We start from the raw sequence: 25,784 nt of genomic DNA, 5'->3' as shown, positions 1-25,784 counted from the left end.
GCTTCACCCCGCCGAGGGCGCCTTCCGGTCGTCGTCCCGGCCGACCGCCGGGTCATCCGATCGGCTGATGCGCGCCCTCCCGGCCGGGTCGACGCTGGTGTCGCGGGCGGAAGGAGCGAGCATGGACGGCATGACCGGAGCCGACGCCGACACGCGCCGGCTCGCCGTGGTGATGCACTCGGCCTTCTTCCTGCTGGTGCTCGCGTCGGCGGTCCGGTTCCTGACGCACCACGACGGCAGCCCGCTGGCGCCGTGGGTGCTCGGGTTCACCGTCGCGCTGGTCGTCGCGTACGGTGCCGGCCGGCTGATCGACCGGCACCTCGTCTGGCTGACCGTCGTCCTCGCGCTCTGGGTGGTGCTGGTCGTGCTCGCGCCGAGTTTCGCGTGGTCCGCGATCCCGTTGCTCATCACCGGCCTGCGCACCCTGCCGGCCGGGCAGGCCCTCGCCCTGGTCACCGTGGTCACCGCGCTCGTGGTCGTCTCGGAGAACCGGCTGGCCGACGGCTTCGACCCGAACCTGACCATCGTGCCGATCGCCATCGCCGCGGTCACCGCCGCGGTGATCACCTACATGCGCCGCCAAGCCGAGCGGCTGCGCGAATCCGAGCGCCGCGCCGGGGTGCTGGCCGAGCGGCACCGGGTGTCCCGGGAGCTGCACGACGCCCTCGCGCAGGGCCTGTCCAGCCAGGCCATGCTGCTGCAGGCCGCCGACCAGGCGTGGGCGCGGCCCGAGCTGGCCCGCGAGCACCTGCACGCGGCGCAGCGCATCGGCGCCGGCAACCTCGCGGAGGCCCGCCGGCTCGTGCAGGACCTCGCGCCCGCCGACCTCGCCGGCGCGTCGCTCGAAGAGGCGCTGCACGCCGTGGCCGGCCGGGCCGGGCTGCCGGTCGAGGTGCGCGTCGACGGCGCCGTCCGGCCGCTGCCGGAGCGGGTCCAGTCCACTTTGGTCCGCATCGCCCAGGGCGCGCTGGCCAACGCGCGCGAGCACGCGGACGCCGGCCATGTCGTGCTCACCCTCACCCACCTCGACGACCAGGTCGTGCTCGACGTCGCCGACGACGGGCGGGGATTCGTCGAACCGGCGCCGGCCGCGGACGGCCGCGGGCACGGGCTGCCGGCCATGCGGGTGCGCGCCCAGCAGCTCGGGGGCAGGCTGACCGTGGAGTCCGCGCCCGGCCACGGCACGGTGGTTTCGGCCGCGATCCCGCTGGCGGCCTCGTGAGCATCCGCGTCCTCGTCTGCGACGACCACGCCGTCGTGCGCGCCGGCCTGCGTGCCCTGCTGGCGGGCGCGGACGGCGTCGAGGTCGTCGCCGAGGCGGCGACCGGGGAGGAAGCCGTCGCGGCCGCCGCGGTCGTCGCGCCGGACGTCGTCCTGATGGACATCCAGCTCGGCGCCGGGATCGACGGGATCGAGGCCACGCGCCGGATCCGCGGCGGCCCCGGCGCGCCGCGGATCCTCGTCCTGACGACCTACGACACCGACGCGGACATCAGCCGCGCCATCGCCGCGGGCGCCACCGGTTACCTCCTCAAGGCCGGGTCGGCCGGCGAGCTGTACGCGGCGATCGAGGCGGCCGCGGCCGGCCGCACCGCCGTGTCCCCGCCGGTCGCCGACCGCATGATGGCCCAGCTGCGTGCCCCGCGCCCGGCCCTCACCGGCCGCGAGCGCGACATCCTCCGCCAGCTCGCCCAGGGACTCGGCAACCGCGAGATCGCCCGTGCGCTGTTCATCAGCGAAGCCACCGTCAAGACCCACCTGAGCCGCATCTACGCCAAGCTCGGCGTCGACACCCGCGCCGGGGCGGTCGCCGTGGCCAAGGAACAGCGGCTGCTGGACTGAACCGCGGGTCTTCTCAAACGCGCATCCAGGTGGAAAGCTGCACACCGACCGCGGACCCGATCCCCGGTCCGCTTTTGACAACGTTGTCATCTCCTGGAGGTGCGCCCATGTGGTCGCAGAGCAGACGGATGGCCGCCGCGGTGGCCGCCGGGGTGGTGGTCGCCGGCCTGGCGCCCGCCGTGGCCCAGGCGGCGCCGGCGACGGCGGATCCGGTGAGCCTGGTCAACCCGTTCGTCGGCACGCAGAACTTCGGCAACACGTTCCCCGGCGCGAGCGCGCCCTTCGGCATGGTGCAGGTCAGCCCGGACACCGGTGGCCAGGGCGGCTACGACTACCTGCAGAACGCGATCTACGGCTTCAGCCAGACACACCTGTCCGGCGTCGGCTGCGGCGTCATGGGCGAGCTGCCGGTCATGCCGACGACCGGAGCTGTCGACAACGTTGACAAGAACGCCTACAGGTCCGAATACAGCCACGACGACGAGCACGCCGAACCCGGCTACTACCGCGTCGGCCTGAAGAAGTACGGCATCGACGCCGAGCTGACGGCCACCGCGCGCACCGGCTGGCAGCGCTACACCTTCCCCGCGACCGGGCAGGCGAACGTCCTGTTCAACACCGGCCAGGCCAACCAGTCCGTCAAGGACTCCGAGATCCACGTCGTCGGCGACCGCACCCTCGAAGGCCGCGTCCGCGCCGGCGGGTTCTGCGCCGGGCACGACGAGCACACCGTCTACTTCACCGCCACCTTCGACCGGCCGTTCAGCTCGTTCGGCACCTGGCGCGGGTCGGCGCGCACGCCGGGCAGCCGCGACGCCGCGGGTACCGGCAGCAACGGCGCCTGGGCGAGCTTCGACGCCACGACCGACCACGACGTCGTGCTCAAGGTCGGCCTGTCCTACACCGGCCTCGACGGCGCGCGGAAGAACCTGGCCGCCGAAACGCACGACAGCTACGACTTCGACGCCACCCGCGCCGCGCTGCACCAGCAGTGGGCCGACAAGCTCGGTGCCATCAAGATCGCCGGGGGCACGACCGAGCGGCAGACGGCGTTCTACACCGCGCTCTACCACGCGCAGCTGCACCCGAACCTGGCCGGCGACACCGACGGGAGCTACACCGGCTTCGACGGCAAGGTGCACACCGCGAGCGGCTACACGCCGTACCAGAACTTCTCGCTGTGGGACACCTACCGGCCGCAGAACCAGCTCCTCGAACTGCTCGAACCGCAGGTCGCGCGAGACGTCGCGCTGTCGGTCGTGGCCATCGGCCGCGACGGCGGGTGGCTGCCGCGCTGGGCGCTGGCCGAGAGTGAAACCAACATCATGACCGGCGACCCGGTGACGCCGTTCCTCGTCGAAGCGTGGTCGAAGGGCCTGCTCGCCGGGCACGAAGAAGAGGCGTACGCGCTGCTCAAGAAGAACGCGACGAGCACGCCGCCCGCCGATTCGCCGTACAACGGCCGCTCCGGCGTGAACTTCTACAACGACCGCGGCTACATCCCGAGCGGGTTGACGCTCGGCACGGACTGCGCGGCCAAGGGCGGCGACAACGACTGCGAGCACCCGGCGTCGGCGACCATGGAGTACTCGGCGGCCGACGCGGCCCTCGCGCTGATGGCCCGTGGCCTCGGCCACCAGGCCGACGCGAAGATGTTCGCCGACCGCGGCCAGTGGTACAAGAATCTCTGGGACTCTTCGATCGGCCAGTTCCGCCCACGCACCACCGAGGGCACCTGGCTGACGCCGTACAACCCGGTCGACGCCGACCACCAGTTCCACGAAGGCGGCGCCTACCAGTACCAGTGGCTCGTGCCGCAGGACCCGGCCGGGCTCGTCTCGCTGATGGGCGGCAAGCCGGCGACCGAGAAGCGGCTCGACGACTTCTTCGCCTACGGCAACCTGCTGAAGGACCCGGCCGGCACCGCCCGAAAGGACTGGATCGCCAGCCCGTACGACTACTACGGCAAGGCGACGTACAACCCGAACAACGAGCCCGACCTGCTCGCGCCGTACATGTACCTGTGGGCGGGCGCGCCGGCGAAGACGGCGACCGTCGTCCGCGCGGCGATGACGCTGTTCACCACCGGCCCGGACGGCATGACCGGCAACGACGACCTCGGCACGATGTCCGCCTGGTACGTCTTCTCGTCGCTCGGGCTGTACCCCACGATGAGCGGCGCGAACTTCCTCGCGCTGTCGAGCCCGCAGTTCGAGTCGGCGACCGTCCGGATCGGACAGTACGGCCGCGCGCAGGGCGGCACGCTCACCGTGAACGCGCCGGGCGCGAGCGACACCAACCGGTACATCCAGAGCGTGTCGCTCAACGGCCGCGACGTCCGGCAGACCTCGCTGGACTGGGCCGCCATCGCGCACGGCGGAACCCTGAACCACCAGCTGGGGTCGAAGCCGTCGGCGTGGGGCACGACGAGCGAGCCGCCGTCGGTGAACAACGCCGTCGGCGACCTGCGGCGGCACGTCGACGCGTCACTGCGGCAGACGTCCGTGGTGATCCCGGCCGGCGCGGCGCAGCAGGTGCATCTCGACCTGGACGTTCTCGCGCAGAACCCGGGCCTGCAGCCGGTGACGGTTTCGGCGACCGCGCCGGACGGCTGGAAGGTGCAGGCCGACCGGCTGAAGCTGATCTGGTCCGGACGGCTGCCGGTGCAGCAGACCGTGCCGATCACGGTGACCGTGCCCGCCGGGACCGCGCTCGGCACCTATCCGGTCCAGGTCAAGGTGGACGGACTGGGCGCGAACAGCGTCACGCGGCCGGCTTCGGTCGAGGTCCGGACACCTTCGGCGTGTGCCACCTCCGGGCCGCAGTGCGCGGTCGACCTGGGCCGTGACCGCAACCACGACGGAACGGCGACGGTCGCGGCCTCGACCGAGGGCAACTTCGACGGCAGCGGCTGGAGCTACGACGCTGCGCTGTTGCCGCCGCCGGGCCCGGTGACGTGGGACGGCGTCACGTACGCGGCACCGGACCCCTCGGGAACGGCGGCGAACTTCGTCGAAGCCCGCGGCCAGTCGCTGCTGCTCCCGGCGGGACAGCACACCGCGCTGCGGATCGTCGGGTCGTCGCACAACGGCCCGGTGTCGACGACGGTGACCGCGCACTACACGGACGGCACGAGCGCCGACCTCGCCCTGACCTTCGCCGACTGGGCGGGCTCGGGCTCGTCGGTGGTCCTCGACATGCCGCACCGCATCAAGGCGGGCAGCGGCGTGGACGGCCCGCCGGTCCGGCTGTTCGGCATCTCGGCGACCCTCGACGGCGGCAAGACGCTGCAGTCGCTGAGCCTGCCGAACGACCCGCGGGTGGAGATCTACGCGCTCACCCTGGCCTGACCCGGTCGTGAGTGAGAAGCAGGGTGCCAACCCTGTTTCTCACTCACGACCAGCCGCGGCAGGCTCGAACCGTGCCACCAGGTCGGGGAAGCCGAAGACGGTGATGCGGGCGATGCCGCCCTGCGCCACCGTCAGCACCGCCACGCCGAACGGCTCGCCGCGGTACCGGACCGCCGCCGCGGGCTGGCCGTTCGCGCGGGCCGGCGTCATCCGCCACTCGCCCGGCTCGCCCATTACGTGTCGCAAGAATGCGACGCAAGTCCGCTTTCCGGTGAACCACGTCCGGGACGGGACCGGCTCGATCACGGCGTCGTCGCGCAGCACCTGCTCCAGCGCCGCGAGGTCCGAGTTCATGAACGCGCTCATGTACCGGTCCAGCAGGGCGCGCTGCTCGGGCTCGGTCGGCTCGCCGACCTCCGCCGCCGAGCCGAGCCGGGCCCGCGCCCGCTGGAGGGTGCTCTTCACGGCCGCCACCGACGTGCCGAGCATCTCCGCGACCTCGGCCGCCGGGAACGCCAGCACCTCACGCAGGATCAGCACCGCCCGCTGCCGCGGCGGCAGCAGCTGCAACCCCGCGATCAGCGCGAGCCGGACGCCGTCGCGGGCCACCGCGATCGCCGCCGGGTCGGCGGACTCCGGCGTGACCAGCGCGTCCGGGATCGGCCGCGGCCAGGCGTCGCCCGGTTCGGCCGGGATCGGCGGGGCGTCCGGATCGGCCGACGGCGCGCCCAGCCCGGACGGCAGCGGCCGCCGTCGCCGCTGCTCCAGCGCGGTGAGGCACGCGTTCGTCGCGATGCGGTAGAGCCACGAGCGCAGCGACGCGCGGCCCTCGAAACGGTCGTACGCCCGCAACGCGCGCAGGTAGGTCTCCTGCACGACGTCCTCGGCCTCGTCGGGCGTGCCGAGCATGCGGTAGCAGTGCGCCAGCAGTTCACGCCGGTACGGCTCGAAATCCACGTCCACACTCTTGCCGACCGGCGCGGACGGCGAAAGGAATCGGCTCAGGCGCGGATTTCCGGCGACTGCGGTGGCCGGTCGAGCCTGCGGAACTCGATCCACCGGCGGCTGGCGTCGGCCCAGGTCGTCTGGTGGCGGTCGAAGAACTCCTGCAGCCGCTCGCGGCTCAGCTCGGCCGTCGGCGTCCCGACGATGTAGTAGTCCATCTCGTCGCGGATCCGGTTCAGGTTGTAGCGCGTCTCCTCCATCAGCACCCAGCGCGAGCGCCAGTTGAAGAACGTCTCGAGCCCGGTGAGCACGGTGACCAGCGCGACCATCGGCAGCGCGATCGACGCCCGCGCCGGGATCTCCTGGATGCCGAGCACCACGGTCGACGCCGCGGTGAGCAGCAGCGCGGCCACGCGCACCACCGACGCCCGCCGCCGGAACCGCCGCTTCCGGCTGTCGGCCCAGTCCATGTCGGCCGACACGAGGTCGCGGAAGCCGAGCAGCTGGTCGCGCAGCGGGCGGTCCGGGTCGCGCCCGGCGACTTCGAGGAACCCGCGTTCGGAGTCGAGGTGGCGGTCGGGCCGCGGAGACTGGGGCGCCATCGCGCCAGATTCGTGGATTCTCAGCACTCCGGCAAGGCCGTCAGGCGACGATGCGGGGTTCGGACGCGAGCCTCGACAGCGCCTGGGTGAGCCGCCGCGCGGCGACGTCCCACTCCTCCAGCGCGCTGCCCCGGCCCAGCGCCGCGGTGCGCAGCGACCGGCGCAGCTCGGCGTCGGCGTACCAGCGGTGCAGCGCGTCGGCCAGCGCGAACGGGTCGTCCGGCTCGACGAGCAGGCCCGGCATCTCGCCGTCGGCGTCGACCCCCAGCGCGTCGTACATCCCGCCGACCTCGGCGGCCAGCACCGGGATGCCGCGGGCCAGCGCCTGGGCGACGAACATGCCGGACGTCGCCGCGCGCGCCGGCAGCACCAGCAGGTCGGCGGCGTTGTAGGCGGCGCCGAGGTCGACGGCGTCACCGGCGAGCGTGATCCGGCCGCCGAGGCCGAGCCGCTCGATCGACCAGTTCAGCTCGTCGACGTACGCCGGGTCCGCCTGGAGCGAGCCGACCACGACGCAGGACAGCGCGAGGTGGCCGACCTCGCCGAGGGCCTGGACCAGCACGTCCTGGCCGTTGCGGCGGGTGACGTCGCCGACGCACAGCAGCCGGGAGACGCCGTCGGCGCCGGCCGCCAGCGGGGCCGCGTCGGTGCCGGGCTTGGCGACGTAGACGCGGCCCGGGTCCAGGTCGTGGCGGTCGATCAGCAACCGCGCGAGCCACGGGCTCGTGGCGACGACCATCCCGGCCATCCGCAGCGTCTCGCGCTCGGCCGCGTCCAGCTCCGCCGCGTGCGCCGGGTCGAGACCGGGCTCGTCCGCCAGTGCCTGGTGCACGAGCACGGCCAGCCGCAGCCGCCGCGCGTGCGGGACGACGATCTCCGGCACGCCGGCCGCGACCACGCCGTCGAGCAGCACGACCGTCCGATCCGGCAGCGCGGCCAGCGACCGCGCCAGGCGCCGCCGGGCCGTCGCGCCGGGCTCCGGCCAGTCACCGGCGATCGGCAGCTCCAGCACGGGCTGGCCGACGGCGGGCAGGTTCTGGCACATCCGCTTGTCGTAGGTGTCGCTGTCCGGCGGTGCGGCCGGGAGGATGAACACCATCGGGTCGGCAGGCCTCATCGCTCAACCTCCAGCGGGATCGACGGCGGGACGGCTCACCCGTCACACGCGGCCGGACGCGCGAAGGTTCAGCCCTGGCCGTCAATCATCCAAACGCCGTTCACCTGGACCATGGTGAAAGTGTCGTTCTCGCCGTTTCCGCCGTCGTAGGTGACGTGCGCGGTGACCCGGTTCGGGCCGGCCTCCTTCACGTTGCTCACCTCGACCGACCGGTACCGCCCCCAGAAGTCCCTGTACGTCTCGTACGTCTGGTGGCGGGAAGCCTTGAAGTTGTCCGTGAGCAGCTTCCACGCCTCCGCGGGGTTGCTCGGCAGGAGTGCGTAGTAGCCCTTGAGGGCGTCCGCCGCGGTCTTCGCCGAGGCCACGGTCGAGACCGTGGGCTGCGTCGGCGGCGTGGAGGTCGTGGGCGTCGGCGAGGGGGACGGCGAAGGCGAAGCCGAGGGTGAAGGCGTCACGGAAGCCGAGGACGACGGCTGCGGCGACGGTGGCGGGGCGGCGTTGTCCTGCGGCGGTCTCTGGCGCACGACCAGCAAGATCGCCACGACGACCGCGACGCACAGCAGCGCCGCGCCCGCGCCGACGGCGATCAGGCCCTTGCGGGCGCCCGGCGTCACCGCGGCGACCTCCCCGGCCATCGGCGCGCCGGCGGTGGCCGGCACCGTCGGCAGGGCGGCCACCGCAGGCGCCTCGGTCTCCGGGATCGTCGCCGCGAGGACCGACGAGCCGGGTTCCGCGTCCGGGAGCATCGCACGCAGCTCCTGCTCGACCTCGTCCATCGAGGGCCGCCCGGCCGGATCGGAGGCGAGCATCCGCAGCAGCAGCGGGGTCAGCCTGCCCGCCTTCTCCGGCGGCACGATCTCGCCGCTGGAGGCCTTGTAGAGCAACGCGATCGGGTTGTCGGCCGTGCCGTACGGCGACTGGCCCTCGACGGCGGCGTACAGCGTGGCGCCGAGCGAGAAGACGTCGGCGGCGAAGCTCGCGTCCTCCCCGCGGGCCACCTCGGGCGCGAGGAACGCGGGCGTGCCGGCGATCTCGCCGGTGGCCGTCAGCTTGACGTCACCGATCGCGCGGGAGATGCCGAAGTCGGTGATCTTCGCCGTGCCGTCCTCGGAGACGAGGATGTTCGCCGGCTTCACGTCGCGGTGCACGATCCCGGCGCGGTGCGCGCCGGCCAGTGCCGAGCTGATCTGCGCGCCGACGCGGATGGCGTCGTCCACCGTGGTCGGCTCCTCGCGGACGAGGACCGCGAAACTTTTCGACGGCAGGTACTCCATGATCAACCACGGCCGGTCCTCCTCCTCGAGGACGGCGAACACCGTGATCGCGTGGGAATGCTGCAGCCGGGCGGCGATCCGCGCTTCGCGCATCGCGCGGTTCTTCGCCTCTTCGGTGCGGTGCTCGTCGTGGTCGTGCGGCAGCACGAGCTCCTTGATCGCCACCGTGCGATCGAGCATCTCGTCCTGGGCGCGCCAGACGGTGCCCATCGCCCCGCCGCCGATCGGCTCGAGCAGCCGGTACCGATCGCGGATCCGGCGACTTTCCACGAGCATCCACCATTCTCACCAAGTGTGCCGACGAGATCCGGCCGGCATGCCAGTATCACCCGCCGGCCGGTACCAACGTAACCGAAAACCTTGCGCGGGCAGCGCAATCGCCTGCTGTGGTGCCGCCCACCCGGGTACCCGGAATCTTAACGAACAACCGCGTGCGCGCGATCAAGTGCGTCCACGATCTCCTTGCGCAGTCCCGCGGCGACGGCGATCGTCGACGAAGAACCGACCGTGTGCTCGCTGCCGTCGTGGTCGATGACGGCTCCACCCGCTTCGCGGACGAGGAGCACGCCGGCCATGGTGTCCCACGGATTGTTGGACAAGATCAGTGCGGCGTCGAGCTTTCCGTCCGCCACCCAGGCGAGGTCGATCGCCGCCGTGCCGAGCATCCGGATCTTCTGCGCCCGCGCGCCGAGATCCGAAAGCAGCCGCAGGCGCGTCTCGTTCTTCTCCTCGGCGAGCCGCCCGATCGCGAAGTCGCCGACGGCGATCATCGCTTCCGGCAACTCCGTCGCGTTCGACGCGCCGACGCGCTCTCCGTTCGCGAAAGCACCTTCGCCGCGCGCGGCGGTGTACGTGACGCCGAGATACGGCAGCGCGATCGCGGCGACCGCGCTGTGCTCGCCGTCGACCAGTGCCAGGGAAATCCCGCAGAGCGGAATTCCGCGGGCGAAGTTCGCGGTGCCGTCGATCGGGTCGAGCGCCCACCAGCGGCCGCCGCCGTCGCCGCTGCGGCCGCGCTCTTCGCCGAGCACGCCGATCTCCGGCGTCTCGGCGGTGAGGAACTCCCGCAGCGCGTCCTCGACCGCCGTGTCGACGTCGGTCACCAGGTCGCGATCACCTTTCGCGGAAACGGAAAAACGGGGACGCGACCGGACGATCTCGGTCGCCTTCGCCACGGCTTCGCGCGCGACGTCGAGTAGTGCGGCATGCTCGCTCATGACTCCAACCTAGTGAAGGGACGCGCTCATGACCGACCTCTTCCCGCTCGCGACCACGGCCGAGGTGCGGGAGCGGGGCGCGGCGGTCGCGGTGCTGCCGGTCGGCAGCTTCGAGCAACACGGCCCGCACCTGCCGCTGGCGACCGACGCGATCATCGCGGCGACGCTCGCCGCCGCGATCGCCGAGACCTACCCGGTGCTGCACCTGCCGCCGGTCACGATCTCGTGCTCGCACGAGCACGCGGCCTGGGACGGCACGGTGAGCATCTCGGCCCGCACCCTGCACGCCGTCGTCACCGACATCGCCGCGTCGCTGCGTGCCTCCGGCGTCAACCGGCTCGTCCTGGTCAACGGGCACGGCGGCAACTACGTACTGTCCAATGTGGTCCAGGAAGCCGCGGGCGCGATGGCGCTGTTCCCCGGCGTCGCGGACTGGCAGGCGGCGCACACCGCGGCCGGCCTGCGCACGTCACTGGACGACGACATGCACGCCGGCGAGCTGGAGACTTCGATCCTGCTGCACGCCCACCCGCACCTCGTCCGGCCCGGCCACGAGGACGCCGACCACGTCACGGGCCGGGACCACCTGCTGACGCTGGGCCTGCGGGCGTACACGGAGTCCGGGGTGGTCGGCCGTCCGTCGCTGGCGAGCGCGGCGAAAGGCCACGTCCTGCTGGACACGCTGGTCCAGCGCTTCGCGGAGGTCCTGGCGGTGCTAGGCGCCGGATAGGTGCGGGAGCAGGTGGTTCATCCGCTCCGCCTTCGCCCGCAGGTAGCGCAGGCTCTCCGGGTTCGGCGGAACCAGCAGCGGCACCCGTTCGCTGATCCGGATTCCGTAGCGGGTGAGCTGCTCGACCTTGCGCGGGTTGTTCGACAGCAGCCGCACCGAGCGGAGGCCGAGGTCGTGGAGGATGCCGGCCGCCGCGTGGTAGTCGCGCGCGTCGACCGGCAGGCCGAGCGCCACGTTCGCGTCGACCGTGTCGAGACCCTCGTCCTGCTGCAGCCGCATCGCTTCGAGCTTCGCCAGCAGCCCGATGCCGCGGCCCTCGTGGCCCTGGACGTAGACGAGCACGCCCGAGCCCTCCTCGACGATCCGGTCCAGCGCCACGGCCAGCTGGTCGCCGCACTCGCAGTGCGTCGAGCCGAAGACGTCGCCGGTCAGGCACTCGCTGTGCACCCGGGTCAAGGTGCCCAGTTCCGCGATGTCGCCGTACACGAGCGCGACCTGTTCGGTGCCGCCCCGGTCGAGGTAGCCGAACGCGCGGAAGATCCCGTGCCGCGTCGGCAGCCGGGTCTCGACCACGCGCTCGACCACCGCGCGGTGCGGCAGGTCGTCCATGACTTCGCTTGCCGTCATGACCTCATCCCCATCTCCGGTTCGATCCCGGTGCCGGCCGCCATGCGCGGAGCGGCCACCACCCCGGCGGCACTTCGGAAGAGCAGGACACCGGCGCCGGGCAGGCTCGCGACCAGCGTGAGCACGCCGTAGACGACGGCGACAGTGACACCCTGGGCGGCACCCAGCCCGGCCGCGCCGAAGAGCAGCGCGCAGACACCCTCGCGCGGGCCGAAGCCGCCGACGTTGAGCGGCAGGCCCATCGCGAGCAGCGCGAGCACCATCAGCGGCACCAGCTGCCAGACCGGGGCGGCCACCCCCGCGACGCGGGCGGCGACGACGAACAGCGCCAGGTGCCCGGCCAGCGTCGCCACCGAAAGGAAGCCGACACCGGGCCAGCTCTCCCGGCTGAACAGGCCGAGCCGCAGGTCGGCGAGGGTGACGGCGAAGCCGCGCCGCCACTTCGACCGGCTGTGGCTCCAGCGGCCGCCGAACAGCCGCCCGACGACCGGCGCGGCGGTGGCCGCCAGCACGACGACCACCCCGGCGACCGTCACGACCCCGCGGAACGCGCCGGGCACGACGTCCGGCGAGACCAGCACGACGGTGACCGCGGAGGCGATCAGCACGATCTGGCCGGCGGTGCGCTCGAGGACGACAGCACGCACGCCCCGCGGCACGTCACCCGAGTCGCGGCCGTGCTGCACCGCGCGGTGGACGTCGCCGAGGACACCGGCGGGCAGCACGCCGTTGAGGAACAGCGCGCGGTAGTAGTCGGCGACCGCGGTGCGCAGCGAAAGCCGCAGGCCGAGCCGGGTGGCGACGATCTGCCAGCGGCCCGCGCTGAACACCGTCGTCGCGAGGCCGATGGCCAGGGCGGCGAGTACGCCGGGCGTGCTGATCCGGGCCAGGCCGTCGAGGAAGGCGGCGCTGCCGAGCTGCCGGACGAGGACACCGAGGATCGCCAGCGCGCCGACGATCCGCAGCCAGGCGAGGACGCGCTTCACGCGGCGGCCTCCGGGCTCGGCGGCAGGACCAGCAGGTCGCCGTGGTGGACCACCGCGTGCAGCTCGCCCGCCGCGGCCGTCTCCAGCCGCCGCCGGAGGTAGCCGCCGGCCGCCGGACGCAGATCGGGACGCTGCTCGACAGCCGCGCCGACCCAGCCTTCGAGCCACTCCCGCTGCAGGGCGGCCTGGTCCGGCCCGAGCCGCCACGCGCTGGGCGCGCGGAGCACGGTCGCGCCGAGCCGGGCGAACGCGGCCGCCGTGACGTCCACCGCGGCCGGGCCGAGCAGCCGGCGGCCACCGGTGAGCCGGCGCTGGTGGGCGTTGAAGGCGGCGGTGACGTCGTCGTCGAGCGGGTCGGCCGGCGCCAGCTCCACCCGGCCGGTCACCGACAGCGTGAACAGCGCGGCGCACCCGGCCCCGGTGATCGCCGCGGCGAGTGCCGTGACCTCGGGCCCGGTCAGCAGGTCGAGCAGCGCCGACGCGGTGACCAGCGACGTCCCGGCGAGGTCGGCGGCGCGCAGGGCGGTGACGTCGCCCGGCTCGGCCACGACGTCGACCGGGCTGCCGTCGAGCGCGGTCCGCGGCAGGCTCGCCGCCGCGCGGGTGAGCAGCTCGCGGTCGTGGTCGTGCAGGATCCAGCGCTGCGCGCCGGGCAGCCGGGCCGCCAGCCAGCGGCCGAGCGAGCCGGTGCCGCAGCCGAGGTCGCGGACGACCAGCTCGCCGCCGTCGCCCAGGTGGTCGCGCAGCGGGCCGAGCAGCTCGGTGGCGCGCGCCGCCGCGTCGGCGGGTTCCCGCAGCTCGAGCCACTCCGGGGCGAACGCCGTCATGCCGCCGCCTCTTGCCGCTGCAGCACTTCGGCGATGCGGCGGGCCGTGTCGTCCCAGCCGGTCAGCGTCTCGCGGCGCAACCGGGCCGAGGCACGCAGCCGCGCCCGCAGGGCGGGCTCGGTCAGCCAGCGGCGGAGCGCGGCACCGAGCGCTTCGACGTCGTCGCCGGGCACGAGCAGGCCCGGGACCGAGCCGTCCGGCGCGACGCCGACCGTGTCGGGCAGCGCGTCGACATCGGTGGTCAGCACTGGCACGCCGCGCGCGAGCGCCTCGGTGACGACCATGCCGTAGGTCTCGGCGCGCGAAGGCAATACGAGCAGGTCCGCGGTGTGGTAGGTCGCGGCGAGCGCTTCGCCGGTGCGGGGCCCGGTGAGCGTGAACCGGGCACCCAGCCGGTGTTCGCGCAGCCGCTCGACGTACTTCGTCTCGCGCTTGATCCCGCCGACGCATTCGCAGGTCCAGCGCAGGTCGGCGACGGTTTCGAGGGCCTGGGCGAGCACGCCCTGCCCCTTGCGCGGGGTCACGTTGGCCACGCAGACCAGCCGGGACATGCCGTCGGTGCCGACCGCCGGTGGCGCCGGGTCGACTCCGGGCGGCACGGCGTGCACGCGGTGCGGCGCGAGCCCGTGGTGGCTGATCAGCCGACGCGCGGCCCACTCGCTGGTCGCGACGACCGAGCTCACGGCCCGCAGCGTCTCGCGCTCGAGCGCGTCCAGCTCGGCGGCGAGGGCGGGCGGCAGGCCGGTCTCGTCGGCCAGCGGCAGGTGCACCAGCACCGACAGCGACAGCCGCCGTGCCTGCGGGACGAGCACCTCGGGCACGCCGCACGCGACCAGGCCGTCCAGCAGCACCGCGGCCCCGGCGGGCAGCGCGGCCAGCACGCGGCCCAGGACCGCGCGGGCCTCGGTGTCCGGCCGCGGCCAGCTCCCGGAGACGGCGAGTTCGCGGACGTCGGCCCCGGCCGCGGCGAGCGTGTCGCACAGCCGCCGGTCGTAGGTGTTGCCGCCGCTCGGTACCGACGCGTCGTCGACGTCCCCCGGGAGCACGACGTACAGGGGGTTCACAGGGCACGCTCGTAACTCGCCCATGCGACATGGGACTCGTGCAGCGAGACGGCGATGCTGTCCAGGCCGCGCGCGCCTTCGCCGAGGCGTCCGGCGTGGACGGCGTCGACGAGCCGGTCGGCGACGACCTTCGCGAGGAACTCGGTGGAGGTGTTGATCCCCTTGAACGCCGGCTCGTCGTCGAGGTTGCGGTAGTTCAGCTCGCCCAGCACCGCCTTCAGCTCCTCCGTGGCCTTGCCGATGTCGACGACGATGTTGTCCTCGTCGAGCTCGGCGCGGCGGAAGGTCGCATCCACCACGAAGGTCGCGCCGTGCAGGCGTTGCGCGGGGCCGAAGACTTCCCCGCGGAAGCTGTGGGCGACCATCACGTGGTCACGGACGGTGATGCTGAACACCAAGACCTCCGAGTGTTCGGGTGGACGTGGTCACTGCGGCTGATACATGACACGGAGGCAGAGGGCGGATAGTTCATTCGCGGCCAACCGGGGTAACACGGACGGAAGATCTTCAAACATGCATTCCGCGCTGACCAGCGCTTCGAACGCCGGATCGGCGAGCAGGTCCAGGGCGAGGCCGAGCCGCTGGGCGAAGCTGCGGTCGGGGCGGGCGACGGTACCGACCTGGCTGCTGCGGATCGTCAGCCGCCGCGAATGGAAGTTCTCCCCGAGCGGCACGCTCACCCGCCGATCGCCGTACCAGGACATTTCGACGACTTCGCCCTCCGGCGCGAGCAGCTCCAGCGCGCGGGCCAGCCCGGCTTCGGACGCGCTCGCGTGCACGACGAGGTCACAGTCGGCTCGCGCCTCGCCGGGAGTCGAGAAGTCGACTCCGAGGGCTTCGGCGATCTCCGCACGCGCCGGGTCGACGTCGATCAGCTGCACCCGCGTGGCCGGGAAGCCCTGGAGCAGTTTCGCGACGCTGCAGCCGACCATCCCCGCGCCGATCACCGCGATCCGGTCGCCTAGCCGCGGCTTCGCGTCCCAGACGGCGTTGACCGCGGTCTCGACCGTGCCGGCGAGGATCGCGCGGCCCGGCGGGACGGTGTCCGGCACCGGTGTCACGGCGCTCGCGGGGACGACGTAGGCGGTCTGGTGCGGGTAGAGGCAGAAGACGGTCTTGCCGGTGAGCGCGTCCGGGCCCTGCTCGACGACGCCGACGTTGAGGTAGCCATATTTCACCGGACCGGGGAACTCGCCCTCCTGGAAGGGCGCGCGCATGACGTCGTGCTGGCTGGCCGGGACGCCGCCGCGGAACACCAGCGTCTCGGTGCCGCGGCTGACGCCGGAGCAGAGCGTGCGGACGAGGACGTCGTCCGGCCCCGGCTCGGGCAGCGGCGCCGGGCGGATCGCGCCTTCGCCGGGACGGTGAACCCAGAACGCCTGTTCCACGTGTTTCTCCTCAGCGGGCGACCGGAGGCTGTGTCGCCACCCTATGAGCTTTTCGCGGAGTCGACGATGATCAAACAGGACCTTCTCCTGCGTGCGGTGCTTCCGGCGTGGGTGCTCGCCGCGGGGGCCGGGTTCGTCGCCCCGGTCGCCTGGGCGACCGGGGCCGCGTACGGACTGGCGCTGGTGCTGCTGACGGGCTGGGGCCTGCGGCGCAGCGCCCGCCCGGCGTTCGGCCCGGCGGACTGGATCACGTTCGCCCGGGCGGTCCTGGTGGGCGGCGCGGCGGAGCTGATCGCCGACGGTGGCCGCCCGGTCTGGTGGCTGACGGCGGTGGCGGCGGTGGCGCTGGCGATGGACGGCTTCGACGGCCAGGTGGCCCGCCGGACCGGAACGGCGTCGGACTTCGGCGCGCGCTTCGACATGGAGGTCGACGCGTTCCTGATCCTGCTGCTGTGCATCGAGGTGTCCCGCACGCTGGGGCTGTGGGTCCTGGCGATCGGCCTGATGCGCTACGCGTTCGTCGCGGCTTCGTGGGCTTTCCCGTGGCTGACCGCGCCGCTGTACCCGAGCATGGCCCGCAAGACGGTGGCCGCGGTGCAGGGGGTGGTGCTGGTGGTGGCGGTTTCGGGACTGCTCGCGCCGGGCTGGGCGGCCGCCGCGGTGGCCGTGGCACTGGCGTCGCTGGTGTGGTCCTTCGGCCGGGACACGGCGTGGCTGGCCCGCCACCGCGTCAAGCAGGCACCGGGCCGGATCGTGGAGCTGACGCGGACGACGTTGCGCCGCCCGCACGGGCTCGCCTGGCGAGACCACAACCAGGCGGCCTGACCCTCTCTCGGGCATGCCCGAGCAAGCGCCCCAAGGCGGCCTTGGTTGCGCTGAATCAGCACCGCGGCGCGAAGCGCCTCCGTTGAGGGCGGTGGTGGGGGCATGGGAGGAGCACCGAAGGCCCCCTTGGGTGCGTCGCACGCACCGAAGGCGAACAATGATTTGTTTACGTACTTGTGACCTCCGCGAATGGGCGCGAACCCGTCCACGGTTCGGGCCAGGTTGGCTCGACCCGTCCCAGCCGTGGGACGCGTGGAAATGCGCCTTTAGCTGCGGACACGCAGGTCGGGACGGGTGGGACGGGTTCGGCTGAACCTCGTCCCACCGGTCCCAAACCCCCCGTCTGAGGCTACTTTCGAGACGCGCCACTCGGAGGGCTTAGGGCTGCTCCTCCGGCTCCTGACAACCAGTCATCAACTCCGGATCGGGCGTCGGTGTCCGGCGCAAGCACGACACGCACGGCATCCCCTGTATCCGGTCGAGGTGCTCAAGCTCGCCGTGACCGAACGAGGTCCCACAGAACGCAGTCAGCCGCTCCGGCACGCTGTCGCCGGTCGGCACCTCGAACACGTGCACCACCCGTCGCGTCTCACCCACGACACCCGGCAACGGGCGCCCGAACACCAGTCGGACCGTCACCGCGCGGACCGCAGCGCGTGGGTACCGGCAGGAACGGATGCGATCGGGTCGCTACCCGCCCCCGCCGGGGTTGAGGTCCCGCCGTTTCGCTCGGGTGCCGGTCGCGGCTCCGGACGCGGGACAGATGGTGAAAGGGCGGGGAGCTGGAAGCCGAGAAGCAGGCGACGCCAGGCGGATGGTTTCCTATGCCGTGTTCGCCGGATGCGTTGCTCTACGGTCGGAAGTGTTGAGCGGGCAAGCAGAAACGCGTAACACCCTGGACAAAGGTGACCGGGCGGAAGGAGCATCGAGCCGGTCAGCACGACATGCCCGCAGAGTGCCTCGTACCGCCCGTGGGTGTTGTCGCGCCTGCCTAGAGCGAACTCCTCGTCGGTGACTGCATGATCTATACCGTCACGGTCGCTCCGGTGCCAGCTCACATACAGGCCCGCGAACCTTTCCGGCCGTTCGTAGCTCACCTGAAACCCTTCTCCGCAAGTCCCGCCGGCCAGGTCGAATCCACGCTTCCGAGGTGGGCGCCGCCTCCTGCGGCTGACCTGGCGCAACAGGTTGTATGATCTGAAATCATCTTGCTTCAAGAGCTCATATCAGCGACAGGACAGGCGGGGGACATAGCGGGGACATACCGCGCACCGGAATGTGAGGAGGGACGGACGATGGCTACCGATGACGCTGGCGGGCCTGCACCCCGCACCGTCCTTGAGCAGAAGATCCGCGAGCGACGTCAGACGTTGGCGGAGTTCGCTTGTGCCGCCGAAGAGTTCGCGCGCAGCTTCGGCGAGCCGGGAACCCTCAGCGAACGGCACTTGAAGCGCCTCGCCGCTGGGCGTCGACCCGACGGTACGCCAGTCGGCAACCCGCGTCCGGCGACGGCGCGCCTGCTTGAACGAATGCTGGGCCTCACGATCGATGAGCTGCTCGTTCGACCGGACACTGCTGGACCAGTCGAGTCGGGCGACCATGAGCTACGGCAGCGGCTCAGCGCAGCACGCCGAGTCAATGCCGAAGTGCTGGCGCTGCTTCACTCCCAGCTCACAGTAGTCCGCAGACTTGATCGTCAGCTGGGCGCAGCCACTGCTCATGACGAGGTTGCGACCAAGATCAGCCAGCTGAACCGCCTGCGGTCGCACAGCTTGACCCCAAGTGTCCGGAGCCAGCTTGCCGCCTTGCTCGCCGAATTCGGCACGCTCGCCGGGTGGCAGGCGCTCGACATGGGATCGGTCGCCAACTCGTGGCAGTTCTATGAACGAGCGAAAGCGGCAGCAGTGGAATCCGGTGAAGCTGCTTTCGAAGTCCATTGCGCCGCCGAACAGGCCTTTGTGTTGATCGAGGTCGGTGAGACGACGTCGGCCGTGGAGCTGCTCGACACAACCGAGCGCCGAGCCCAGCGCGTCAGCGGCAGCCTCCTGCGGTCTTGGCTTGCTGCCGCACACGGGGAAGCACTCGCGGCGGACGGCCAGCGTTCAGGGTGTCTGCGCGCTTTTGATCGCGCGGCCGGGTTGCTGCCGCACGACACGACCCTGGCAGACGGACCGTACGTCGCCCTCGACCCGATCCACCTCGCGCGGTGGCGCGGTCACGCTCTAGCCCGGATCGGAGAATCCGAGGCCGTTAAGGTCCTTCCGGCAGCCCTGAGCCGGCTTGACCCGACGTTCACCCGCGCCGAGACGGCGTTGCGCGTTGACCTCGCCACCGCGTTTCTCAGGATGGGCGAACGCGAAGAGGGACAAGCACACGCCAACCGAGCACGGGCGCTCGCAGTCCAAATTGGTTCGGCACGCCAGAAACGACGGGTCGACCGACTCCAATCTGACCTGACGTAGGCGCAACCCTACTTTACGTCGCTAAGTGTGATCACATCTCGCACAGTGGCGTCAAAACCTAACTCCAACCACTTTTCCCTGTCTATTAACACACTCTGTCGTCCACGCAAAGCGGCACGAATAGTCGCCACAGCTATCGACTTTCGCTCAGGTGACTTGAAGGCAAGATTGTAGAGCTTTAACAGCTTTTCCATCTGATCGGGATTAGTAAATGAATCTGACCTAACAGCCTCGAAAATCGCATTAACGCTACACTGGGAGTCATCGAATGCGGCAACCACGTCGCTCCAAACAGCATCAAGTGATGCACCAGAGCGCAGTCCAATTATTGCCCTGCAAATCCTCGCCTCCGGATTAAGGCTCAGATCCATTCGACTTAGTTTATCGAAGTCGCCTTGAGTAAATCCCGGTGGGCTTTCGAAGGAAACCAATCCGCAAATAAGTTCGTGCACTTCCGGGAAGCGGCAGAAAGCTCGCCATATCCAGTCGGCGAGCTTACCTTCCCGACGGAAGCCGTGGTCCCAGCCTCCTGCTCGAATTCCTGCAGCAAGCGCGCCAACCCACTCTTCGTTTATCGGCGGCTCCCAAATGTTGGCGGACGCGAACGTGTCTACTATTGTCCAAGTGCCAGAGCGTACGGTATCGATAAGTAGGTTAGAAATAAACTTTTCAATGAATGACGCCTGAAAACGCCGACGTCGAACGCCATGAACTTCATTCGCAATATCGAAAATCAGGGCCCTGTTCAACACGGGAGATTCTAGAGAGACGAGCTCCTCTAATGCAGACCTATCCAACAGCCTAAAGTGCAAGCTACTGGCGCGAACCGGAAACCAGCGCCCGCTCTTTTTAAGGTTTACGACGTCCAGGGCATCAGTCGCCAGTTCCGCAAGGGGTACACCCTGCTTTGACCAGTCATTCTGCCAGCTGATCCAATCTTTCTTGTCCCCTAGTAGTCCGTCCTCGACTGCTTTGGCAAGGCGCTCCCCGCGGCCCTCCATGAGTACCATTAGGAGACACTCCTGCATCGGCCAACTGCTGGCGGGGGGAAGGGTGAAGTAGTTGTCATACAACTCTTGCCGGTCGACCATGGTGTGAATGGCTTCGGCCAATCTTTCCTTAGACGGCGAAGTCTCGAACCTTGCAACACTTTGCACAAGGTCCCACGATGGATGCTTCACCGATGGCATTCCTTCAATTCCGCCAGAAATATTCGACCATTCATTTGAGGATAATCGAACAATGCTCGCGTCGCCGAAGGGGCGCTTGTAGTCTACATTGAAAATACGGACTGGTTTGACTCGTCCCAATGGCTGCACCGAAACGGAATCTACGGCGGCGCCCAGCCAGTCTGGACCCTTCAGGCGTGCACGTCCCTCGTGTATAGCCAGACGTGTCATAGCGTTCAATCGTCTAACTTCACACGCATTAGCTCCGGGAAGTATGCTCTCTGCAAATGTGGCATGCCAGCCGGAAATTGGCAGTTTCGCCTCGGATAAGATAGTTGAGATTGTTTCAGGATCTGGCGCGTAGTCGATCAATGCGCGGCTTGCGAGATCTTGGAGCTCAACGAAGCCGGCATGCATAAGAGCATCAAGGCAGAGCCACGAGTTCTTTCTCGCCTCTGGGTCGCCACTACTAAATGATCCGATCAATTCTTCGACATAGATATCTCGCGTGGAATCTTGGTAGACGCCGGCTAGTCGTCGAGCAAACTGAGCACCCGCGATCTGGAGCAAACGCAAGGCCACGCGTGTCAGCGAGCGACTTTTCGCAGGTTGACGTGCAACTGGACCATCCTCTAACAGATCTAATGCAAGTTCAGACCCCGCATATGTAACCATAGAACCCAGATCCGAGTCGTCATCATTAAGATCAAGGCAGATGGACTCGATGGTGTCCCTTAGGTACCGCCTCTCGGCGAATATTTTCCCTGCGGCGAATACCGTTACATTTCTCCAGTTCGCATTACCAGCGACGGAACGGAGGCGTCCCTGAACAAGCCAATCCTCTGCGTCAAGAAGCCCTTCGGCTGCCATAAACTCCTGCAAAGAACGAATCTCAAACCCTACTTGACCCGCCTCAAGTCCGACCAAGAACACCAGGCGATTTGCCGCTCCTTCGATAATCGCATCGCGCAGGCTAGCTAGAGCATCGCCGGTATTTCCCTCTGACGCCAGGTAAGTTTCGACAAGCTTACTGAACTGATCCGTCGTAAGTTTGGCGTCCGTACTACCGGAGGTCTCACTTTCGACCTGCAGCAGAAGCCCAACAATGCGGTGCACTGCGTCAATATCGTCTTTGCGCTCGCGCAAGATCGCCGCTGCTGGGATGTCGCGCTCGGTCTCACGCTGGTAGATCAGCGTGTAGTATTCGTCAAACAGAGCCCATCGTTCCTGTGGAAGCTGGCCGCGTCTATCTACTAAGAGGGTCAGAATGGTTACCTGCAGGGGCGACCGCATAATCCGGGCTGTGGCTGAGGCGCGTGACGCTAAACGCAAGCGGCCTACGATCTTCTCAATGCGAAAAGAATCGTCAGAAAAGCGCACCTTGGCGAGGTTCTCGCCATACTCGAGAGCTTTCTCTATAGGCAAAGGCGTAAGCCATAAATGTCGGTATACTCCAGGCGAGAAGTCCTCATTGTACCCTTGAGGCCGACTTGTTGCGACAATCAAGACGTCCATTTGGCTCGAAGCGATGTCAATATTGAAATCTTGCACGGCAGTCAGGACTTGATCCCTGTTGCTGGATGCCGGAACCTCGTCAAGTCCATCTAGGACAAGGATTATAGGGTACTCAACGATAATTGCTTCGAATTCGCGCGCGCTTAAGTCTGAGTTTGTCCTCTTGCAGAATGCCTCAGTTAGGTAAGTCAAGAGACTCGTGGTACGTTTTTCCGCAAGCGCGGCGGCAAAATCGCTCAGAACGACTCGAAGAGGCAGCCGTCGCGCGCCAGGAATGGGCAGTTTTCCACTAGTGGCACGAGAATCGAAAGCTTGCATGACTTGGCGCGTCTCTAGGTCGAGCAGGGTCTTCGATACGTCTTTCAGCAATGAACAACGGAACATTTGGCACACATACTGACCTAGGGTAGTCTTGCCCTGGCCAGGGCCGCCGATCAAAACGAACCGTCCTGGCGCTTGCCTACTGCGGCCTGCGTCAATATCGTCCTCTGACGTACGCGAAGCTAAGAGTCGCTTGGATTCTGTCGCTACGAACTCAACAAAGTTGCGCGTCTCCTCGGGCAAGGAGCCGAAATATCTTTCTGCGGCGAGATAGACGTTTTCCGTAACGGGAAGATCCACAAAAACCTGAGCGAGTGGGATGGCCTCCTCCGCCGTGTGCCCAGCCTGCTCAAGTTTTGCGTACTGATCAGAGAGTAATTCTTTCTGTAGATAATTGACGATCAACTTGTGATAGTCGGGGCGATGGCCACTTAGCCAATTGCTGATCTGCATAAGAACGTCGCCCGTCGTTATCCAGGCGGCGTATGCGCGTCGCACCGACTCATTATTGTCGAGCAGTATTCGAATCTTGTCGTAGTCCCATATATCAAACCCTTTGAGTTCGTTCCTCTTTGTGAAGTCTTCGAGGATCTTGATTACTTTATCCTTGCCGCCAGAGTTCTCGACGGCACTCAGTGTCACGTTGGTGGCAATGATGTAGTAGTCGAGATCTCTTCGCGCCTTATGCGCGTGATATTTCCGCAGCTCTTTTTGTAGCTCTCTTGCGATCCAGTCTCCATCGGAACCGCTGCTTTTCGGACGCTGAAGAAACTTGGCTTGGATTATCCCGTACCCATCCCAATATTCTGGACTCGCGCCGTAGTGTGTGACACCACTAAACGTAGCTTCTCGGCCGCCATCTGGACCATCCCCGAAAGGTGTCACCGTGTTTGCTATCGCGTCCAGGGCCAATGACTGAATAAGATGCTCGAACGTTCGCGTTGACAGTCCGTCCAAGCGGTAGTCAGTCACATTTACTCCTGTCAGATACCATAACTATATGGAGAGTCCGGTCGCCTCATATGGTTGAGGTAAGTATCGGCGATCCGATGCTCGCTGTTACACCGATCACCATGCAGGCCCATGTGCTCAAGTTGTCCGCTCGATGACGGGCTCACAAGCGCTATCGAGGGATGCCTGAGGCCGACAGTGCAAGCCGAGGGATAGCACAGCGCCTCGTGACCTGAGGTTCGTTGGTCGTTCGCGATCGTGTACAGATCGCACCGGTCAGGCCGTAGGCTGCCCAGCGTGGCTGATGAGCATGGGTCGTGGAAGACGTTCGGTGAGCGGCTGGTCTACGACAACCGGTGGGTCAAGGTCGGGTTGGCTGACGTCGAGGCGCCGAACGGCGAGCGGTGGGACTACCACGTGGTTCACCTCGCGCGGATTGCTATCGCGCTGATTGTGAACGATCTGGACGAAGCGCTCATGCTCTGGCGCTACCGCTTCGCCACCGAGCAGTGGGGGTATGAGCTGCTTGGCGGCATGGTCGACGACGGCGACGACTCGGCAGGCACAGCAGCCCGGGAGGCAGCCGAAGAGAGCGGTTGGCAGCCGGTCGGCGAACCGGAGCACCTGGTCAGCTTCGAGCCGCTGCCGGGCCAGGTCACGGCGCCGGTCGATGTCTACCTGTGGCGCGAGGCCGAGCACGTCGGCGAGCCGACTGACACCGAAGAGGTGGGCCGGGTGGAGTGGGTGCCGCTGTCCCGCGTGAACGAGCTTGCTCAGCGGCAGGAGCTGCTCGGGTCCGGCACGCTGGTGGCGCTGCTCTACTACCTGAACTCACGCCGAGCGTGAGTCGCCGGGCAACACGAGCCGTTCGAGGCGGCGACGTAGCCGCACGGACCCGACCTGGGAGATGATCCGCCGGGCCTGCTGCGCGTAGGTTCGGGCGGCTTCGCGGTCCCCGGCCACGCTGTGGGCAAGGGCGAGGTCGACGTACACGGCTGCACTCGCGCGAACGAACGACGACTGTGCGCCGTCGACCAGCGTTTCGAGATGGTCGATCGCTTCCGGTGCGCCGAGGTGCACGAGCGCGTTGCCGCGCCATCGGTCTAGGTGGGTGCCGCCGAGGAAGAGGAACGGCAGCTCGGAGTGGACGACCTCGGAAGGGCGCAGGGTGTCCGCTTCGTCGAACGCACGTAGTGCCTCGTCGCGGTGGCCGGCGACGGCGTGGCCTTCTCCCTCGGCGGCTGCGAGCCACGCGCGCAGCAGACGAGGCGCATGCTCGCCGATCGACCGCGCTTCCGCGAACAGGGCTAGCGCGTCGTCGACGTTGCCCGCGTCGACCAGCACGAACGCCTGTTCGGCGGTGGCGTGGGCGAGCAGTGCCGCCGACCCAGACTCGAGCGCGGCGGACTTCGCGCGTTCGTAGTGCGTCCATGCCTGGCTGAGTGAGCCGATGTCCAGGGAGTTCCACCCGGCGAGTGTGGATGCTTCGACGAGCACCCCGGCCAGCGGCGCCCGGTCGCGCCTCAGCAGCGTGTGCCGAAGTCGGTCCTCGACCTCGGTGATCTGGCCGCGCAGCCGTTCCAGCCGCGCGGCGGAGCCGAACCGGCGGTCGGCGTGGCGGACGCCGTCGACCTCTCGGCGGAACAGCGCGATGGTCTCGGCATCGACGCGCCGGGCGATGACAAGCCGTTCGGCCAGCTCGTCGCCGATGGCGGGTTGGTCGGGCGGGAACCCGAGTTCGTCGTCGGTGCGGCCGTAGATCTCGCGTAGAACGGCGCGCATCGCGGGTTCCGGCGTGATGTGGCCGTTCTCCCAACGGGATATCTCGGTCTTCCGGCTCGCGATCGGACGTTCCGAGAGTCCGTGTGCCGGAGCGCGGGCATTGATTGCCCGCGCGAGCTTTTCCTGACTCCACCCGAGCGCGTTCCGTGCCGCTTGCAAGAGGCTTGTCGACGTCATACGCCGACACCCTGATAACAGCCTCTACCTGCGGAAATAACAGAGGTTAACACGGGCTGTGTCATCCGCTGCCAGCTCCCGGGCAGCGCTGAGATGCCGTTTCTTAGTGGCATGACACACGACACGAAATGCTCCCGAGCGGCCACGGTGGCCGACCGGGAAAACGGATTCAAGCTAGGCGCCGGGATTCCTGTCACGGCGTACCAACTCGGCGATATCTGTCGTCAGGTCGGCGAGCTGCTCAGTGATCTGCGACAGCCGCTGCTCGATGACTGCCAGCCGTGCCGACACGGCGTCTTCCATGTCTTCGCGGGGCTGGCCGAGAGCCGGCGGGATGCGGCCGTGCAGCACGGCGAGCAGGTGTTGCGGGTGCAGCCCGAGGGCCACGGCCAGGGCTTCAAGGGTGCGGTCGCTGCGCTTGCGCTCCACGGTGTGGTTCTGGATTTCGCGGACGATCGCCTGGGAGACCTGCGAGCGCTCCGCGAGTTCGCGTTGCTTCCATCCGAGCTCGTTCACGCGCTCGTTGATGGTCTTCGCGACCGCCGCCCAGTCTTCCGACACCCATTCCTCCGTGGTCCGCCTCGGCGCCGACATTAGCGCTTAACGGATTCCG

The 25,784-nt window shown here is 68.7% G+C and carries 22 protein-coding genes; 7 read left to right on the top strand and 15 right to left on the bottom strand.

The features are described 5' to 3' along the window. Positions 1-67 precede the first annotated feature (67 nt). The 3 genes from BT341_RS11040 to BT341_RS11030 all read left to right on the top strand — a co-directional run bounded on the left by BT341_RS11040 (position 68) and on the right by BT341_RS11030 (position 5,192). Positions 68-1,222, top strand: a complete 1,155-nt coding sequence (locus tag BT341_RS11040; RefSeq protein ID WP_072476192.1) for a sensor histidine kinase — start codon at positions 68-70, stop codon at positions 1,220-1,222. Beyond that, positions 1,219-1,842 carry a response regulator gene (locus tag BT341_RS11035; protein WP_072476191.1) on the top strand — a complete coding sequence of 208 codons (624 nt, stop codon included), beginning with the start codon at positions 1,219-1,221 and terminating at the stop codon, positions 1,840-1,842. Before BT341_RS11040 ends, BT341_RS11035 begins: the two co-directional genes overlap by 4 nt. A gap of 107 nt (positions 1,843-1,949) precedes the next feature. After that, complete coding sequence (locus BT341_RS11030) at positions 1,950-5,192, top strand: GH92 family glycosyl hydrolase (RefSeq protein ID WP_072476190.1); 3,243 nt, start codon at positions 1,950-1,952, stop codon at positions 5,190-5,192. Between the two features lie 39 nt (positions 5,193-5,231). Here BT341_RS11030 and BT341_RS11025 read toward each other — a convergent pair whose 3' ends face one another. The 5 genes from BT341_RS11025 to BT341_RS11005 form a co-directional block, all read right to left on the bottom strand. Beyond that, entirely contained in the window at positions 5,232-6,149 is a 918-nt protein-coding gene (locus tag BT341_RS11025) for an RNA polymerase subunit sigma-70 (protein WP_281255978.1), read from the bottom strand. Between the two features lie 44 nt (positions 6,150-6,193). Beyond that, on the bottom strand, positions 6,194-6,739 hold the full coding sequence (locus BT341_RS11020) for a DUF4231 domain-containing protein (protein ID WP_072476188.1): 546 nt from the start codon (positions 6,737-6,739) through the stop codon (positions 6,194-6,196). Between the two features lie 40 nt (positions 6,740-6,779). Further along, positions 6,780-7,838, bottom strand: coding sequence for a glycosyltransferase (locus BT341_RS11015; protein WP_072476187.1), 1,059 nt, complete (start codon positions 7,836-7,838; stop codon positions 6,780-6,782). Between the two features lie 86 nt (positions 7,839-7,924). Beyond that, the gene (locus BT341_RS11010; RefSeq protein ID WP_072476186.1) at positions 7,925-9,406 is read right to left on the bottom strand and encodes a serine/threonine-protein kinase; all 1,482 of its coding nucleotides are present in this window, start codon (positions 9,404-9,406) and stop codon (positions 7,925-7,927) included. Positions 9,407-9,546: 140 nt separating this feature from the next. Beyond that, positions 9,547-10,347 carry an inositol monophosphatase family protein gene (locus BT341_RS11005; RefSeq protein ID WP_072476185.1) on the bottom strand — a complete coding sequence of 267 codons (801 nt, stop codon included), beginning with the start codon at positions 10,345-10,347 and terminating at the stop codon, positions 9,547-9,549. A 28-nt stretch (positions 10,348-10,375) separates the two neighbouring features. Between BT341_RS11005 and BT341_RS11000 the strand changes: the two genes are divergently transcribed. Continuing rightward, positions 10,376-11,077 carry a creatininase family protein gene (locus BT341_RS11000; RefSeq protein WP_072476184.1) on the top strand — a complete coding sequence of 234 codons (702 nt, stop codon included), beginning with the start codon at positions 10,376-10,378 and terminating at the stop codon, positions 11,075-11,077. On the opposite strand, the gene ribA is transcribed toward BT341_RS11000, so the two are convergent. From ribA to BT341_RS10970, 6 genes are read right to left on the bottom strand one after another with little or no spacing between them, the layout of a single operon-like run. Continuing rightward, complete coding sequence (gene ribA, locus BT341_RS10995) at positions 11,063-11,704, bottom strand: GTP cyclohydrolase II (RefSeq protein WP_072476183.1); 642 nt, start codon at positions 11,702-11,704, stop codon at positions 11,063-11,065. The genes BT341_RS11000 and ribA overlap by 15 nt on opposite strands. Further along, a complete protein-coding gene (locus BT341_RS10990; RefSeq protein WP_072476182.1) occupies positions 11,701-12,690 on the bottom strand; it encodes a lysylphosphatidylglycerol synthase transmembrane domain-containing protein in 990 nt (329 codons plus the stop codon). The genes ribA and BT341_RS10990 overlap by 4 nt, the downstream gene beginning before the upstream one ends. Beyond that, positions 12,687-13,517: a class I SAM-dependent methyltransferase gene (locus BT341_RS10985; RefSeq protein WP_072476181.1), complete on the bottom strand. Its 831-nt coding sequence runs from the start codon at positions 13,515-13,517 to the stop codon at positions 12,687-12,689. The genes BT341_RS10990 and BT341_RS10985 overlap by 4 nt, the downstream gene beginning before the upstream one ends. After that, entirely contained in the window at positions 13,514-14,581 is a 1,068-nt protein-coding gene (locus BT341_RS10980) for a glycosyltransferase family 4 protein (RefSeq protein WP_072476180.1), read from the bottom strand. The genes BT341_RS10985 and BT341_RS10980 overlap by 4 nt, the downstream gene beginning before the upstream one ends. After that, the gene (locus BT341_RS10975; protein WP_072481896.1) at positions 14,578-14,976 is read right to left on the bottom strand and encodes a 6-pyruvoyl trahydropterin synthase family protein; all 399 of its coding nucleotides are present in this window, start codon (positions 14,974-14,976) and stop codon (positions 14,578-14,580) included. The genes BT341_RS10980 and BT341_RS10975 overlap by 4 nt, the downstream gene beginning before the upstream one ends. Before the next feature lie 30 nt (positions 14,977-15,006). Beyond that, a complete protein-coding gene (locus BT341_RS10970; RefSeq protein WP_072476179.1) occupies positions 15,007-15,969 on the bottom strand; it encodes a zinc-dependent alcohol dehydrogenase in 963 nt (320 codons plus the stop codon). Between the two features lie 66 nt (positions 15,970-16,035). On the opposite strand from BT341_RS10970, the gene BT341_RS10965 reads away from it, so the two are divergent. After that, a complete protein-coding gene (locus BT341_RS10965; RefSeq protein ID WP_072476178.1) occupies positions 16,036-16,794 on the top strand; it encodes a CDP-alcohol phosphatidyltransferase family protein in 759 nt (252 codons plus the stop codon). Between the two features lie 378 nt (positions 16,795-17,172). Here the strand turns inward: BT341_RS10965 and BT341_RS10960 are convergent, their stop codons facing one another. Continuing rightward, a complete protein-coding gene (locus BT341_RS10960) occupies positions 17,173-17,433 on the bottom strand; it encodes a hypothetical protein (RefSeq protein ID WP_072476177.1) in 261 nt (86 codons plus the stop codon). Between the two features lie 656 nt (positions 17,434-18,089). On the opposite strand from BT341_RS10960, the gene BT341_RS10955 reads away from it, so the two are divergent. Next, positions 18,090-19,256 (top strand): NsdA family TPR-like regulatory protein, encoded by a 1,167-nt coding sequence (locus BT341_RS10955; protein WP_072476176.1) that lies wholly within the window; start codon positions 18,090-18,092, stop codon positions 19,254-19,256. A gap of 8 nt (positions 19,257-19,264) precedes the next feature. Here the strand turns inward: BT341_RS10955 and BT341_RS44175 are convergent, their stop codons facing one another. After that, complete coding sequence (locus BT341_RS44175; RefSeq protein WP_143168521.1) at positions 19,265-23,233, bottom strand: NACHT domain-containing protein; 3,969 nt, start codon at positions 23,231-23,233, stop codon at positions 19,265-19,267. Between the two features lie 276 nt (positions 23,234-23,509). Here BT341_RS44175 and BT341_RS10950 point away from each other — a divergent pair, with 276 nt between their 5' ends. Further along, positions 23,510-24,058, top strand: a complete 549-nt coding sequence (locus BT341_RS10950; protein WP_072476175.1) for an NUDIX hydrolase — start codon at positions 23,510-23,512, stop codon at positions 24,056-24,058. On the opposite strand, the gene BT341_RS10945 is transcribed toward BT341_RS10950, so the two are convergent. Together BT341_RS10945 and BT341_RS10940 are read right to left on the bottom strand one after the other, a co-directional pair. Beyond that, positions 24,044-24,994, bottom strand: a complete 951-nt coding sequence (locus BT341_RS10945) for an NsdA family TPR-like regulatory protein (protein ID WP_245804934.1) — start codon at positions 24,992-24,994, stop codon at positions 24,044-24,046. The two genes, BT341_RS10950 and BT341_RS10945, sit on opposite strands and share 15 nt — an antisense overlap. A gap of 351 nt (positions 24,995-25,345) precedes the next feature. Beyond that, positions 25,346-25,732: a helix-turn-helix domain-containing protein gene (locus tag BT341_RS10940; protein WP_072481895.1), complete on the bottom strand. Its 387-nt coding sequence runs from the start codon at positions 25,730-25,732 to the stop codon at positions 25,346-25,348. Between the last annotated feature and the right edge of the window lie 52 nt (positions 25,733-25,784).

The organism is Amycolatopsis australiensis (assembly GCF_900119165.1).
GTDB lineage: Bacteria > Actinomycetota > Actinomycetes > Mycobacteriales > Pseudonocardiaceae > Amycolatopsis > Amycolatopsis australiensis.
Note: the sequence above shows the minus strand (reverse complement) of the source record. Positions and strands in the feature narration are given on the sequence as shown.

Excerpts from the sequence above, each read along its gene's own strand:
- BT341_RS10985 (WP_072476181.1), bottom strand. The coding sequence starts at position 13,517 with ATGACGGCGTTCGCCCCGGAGTGGCTCGAGCTGCGGGAACCCGCCGAC.
- BT341_RS11010 (WP_072476186.1), bottom strand. The coding sequence starts at position 9,406 with ATGCTCGTGGAAAGTCGCCGGATCCGCGATCGGTACCGGCTGCTCGAG.
- BT341_RS11030 (WP_072476190.1), top strand. The coding sequence starts at position 1,950 with ATGTGGTCGCAGAGCAGACGGATGGCCGCCGCGGTGGCCGCCGGGGTG.
- BT341_RS11020 (WP_072476188.1), bottom strand. The coding sequence starts at position 6,739 with ATGGCGCCCCAGTCTCCGCGGCCCGACCGCCACCTCGACTCCGAACGC.
- BT341_RS11040 (WP_072476192.1), top strand. The coding sequence starts at position 68 with ATGCGCGCCCTCCCGGCCGGGTCGACGCTGGTGTCGCGGGCGGAAGGA.
- BT341_RS10945 (WP_245804934.1), bottom strand. The coding sequence starts at position 24,994 with ATGCGCGCCGTTCTACGCGAGATCTACGGCCGCACCGACGACGAACTC.
- BT341_RS10955 (WP_072476176.1), top strand. The coding sequence starts at position 18,090 with ATGGCTACCGATGACGCTGGCGGGCCTGCACCCCGCACCGTCCTTGAG.
- BT341_RS11005 (WP_072476185.1), bottom strand. The coding sequence starts at position 10,347 with ATGAGCGAGCATGCCGCACTACTCGACGTCGCGCGCGAAGCCGTGGCG.
- BT341_RS11000 (WP_072476184.1), top strand. The coding sequence starts at position 10,376 with ATGACCGACCTCTTCCCGCTCGCGACCACGGCCGAGGTGCGGGAGCGG.
- BT341_RS10965 (WP_072476178.1), top strand. The coding sequence starts at position 16,036 with ATGATCAAACAGGACCTTCTCCTGCGTGCGGTGCTTCCGGCGTGGGTG.
- BT341_RS11015 (WP_072476187.1), bottom strand. The coding sequence starts at position 7,838 with ATGGTGTTCATCCTCCCGGCCGCACCGCCGGACAGCGACACCTACGAC.
- ribA (WP_072476183.1), bottom strand. The coding sequence starts at position 11,704 with ATGACGGCAAGCGAAGTCATGGACGACCTGCCGCACCGCGCGGTGGTC.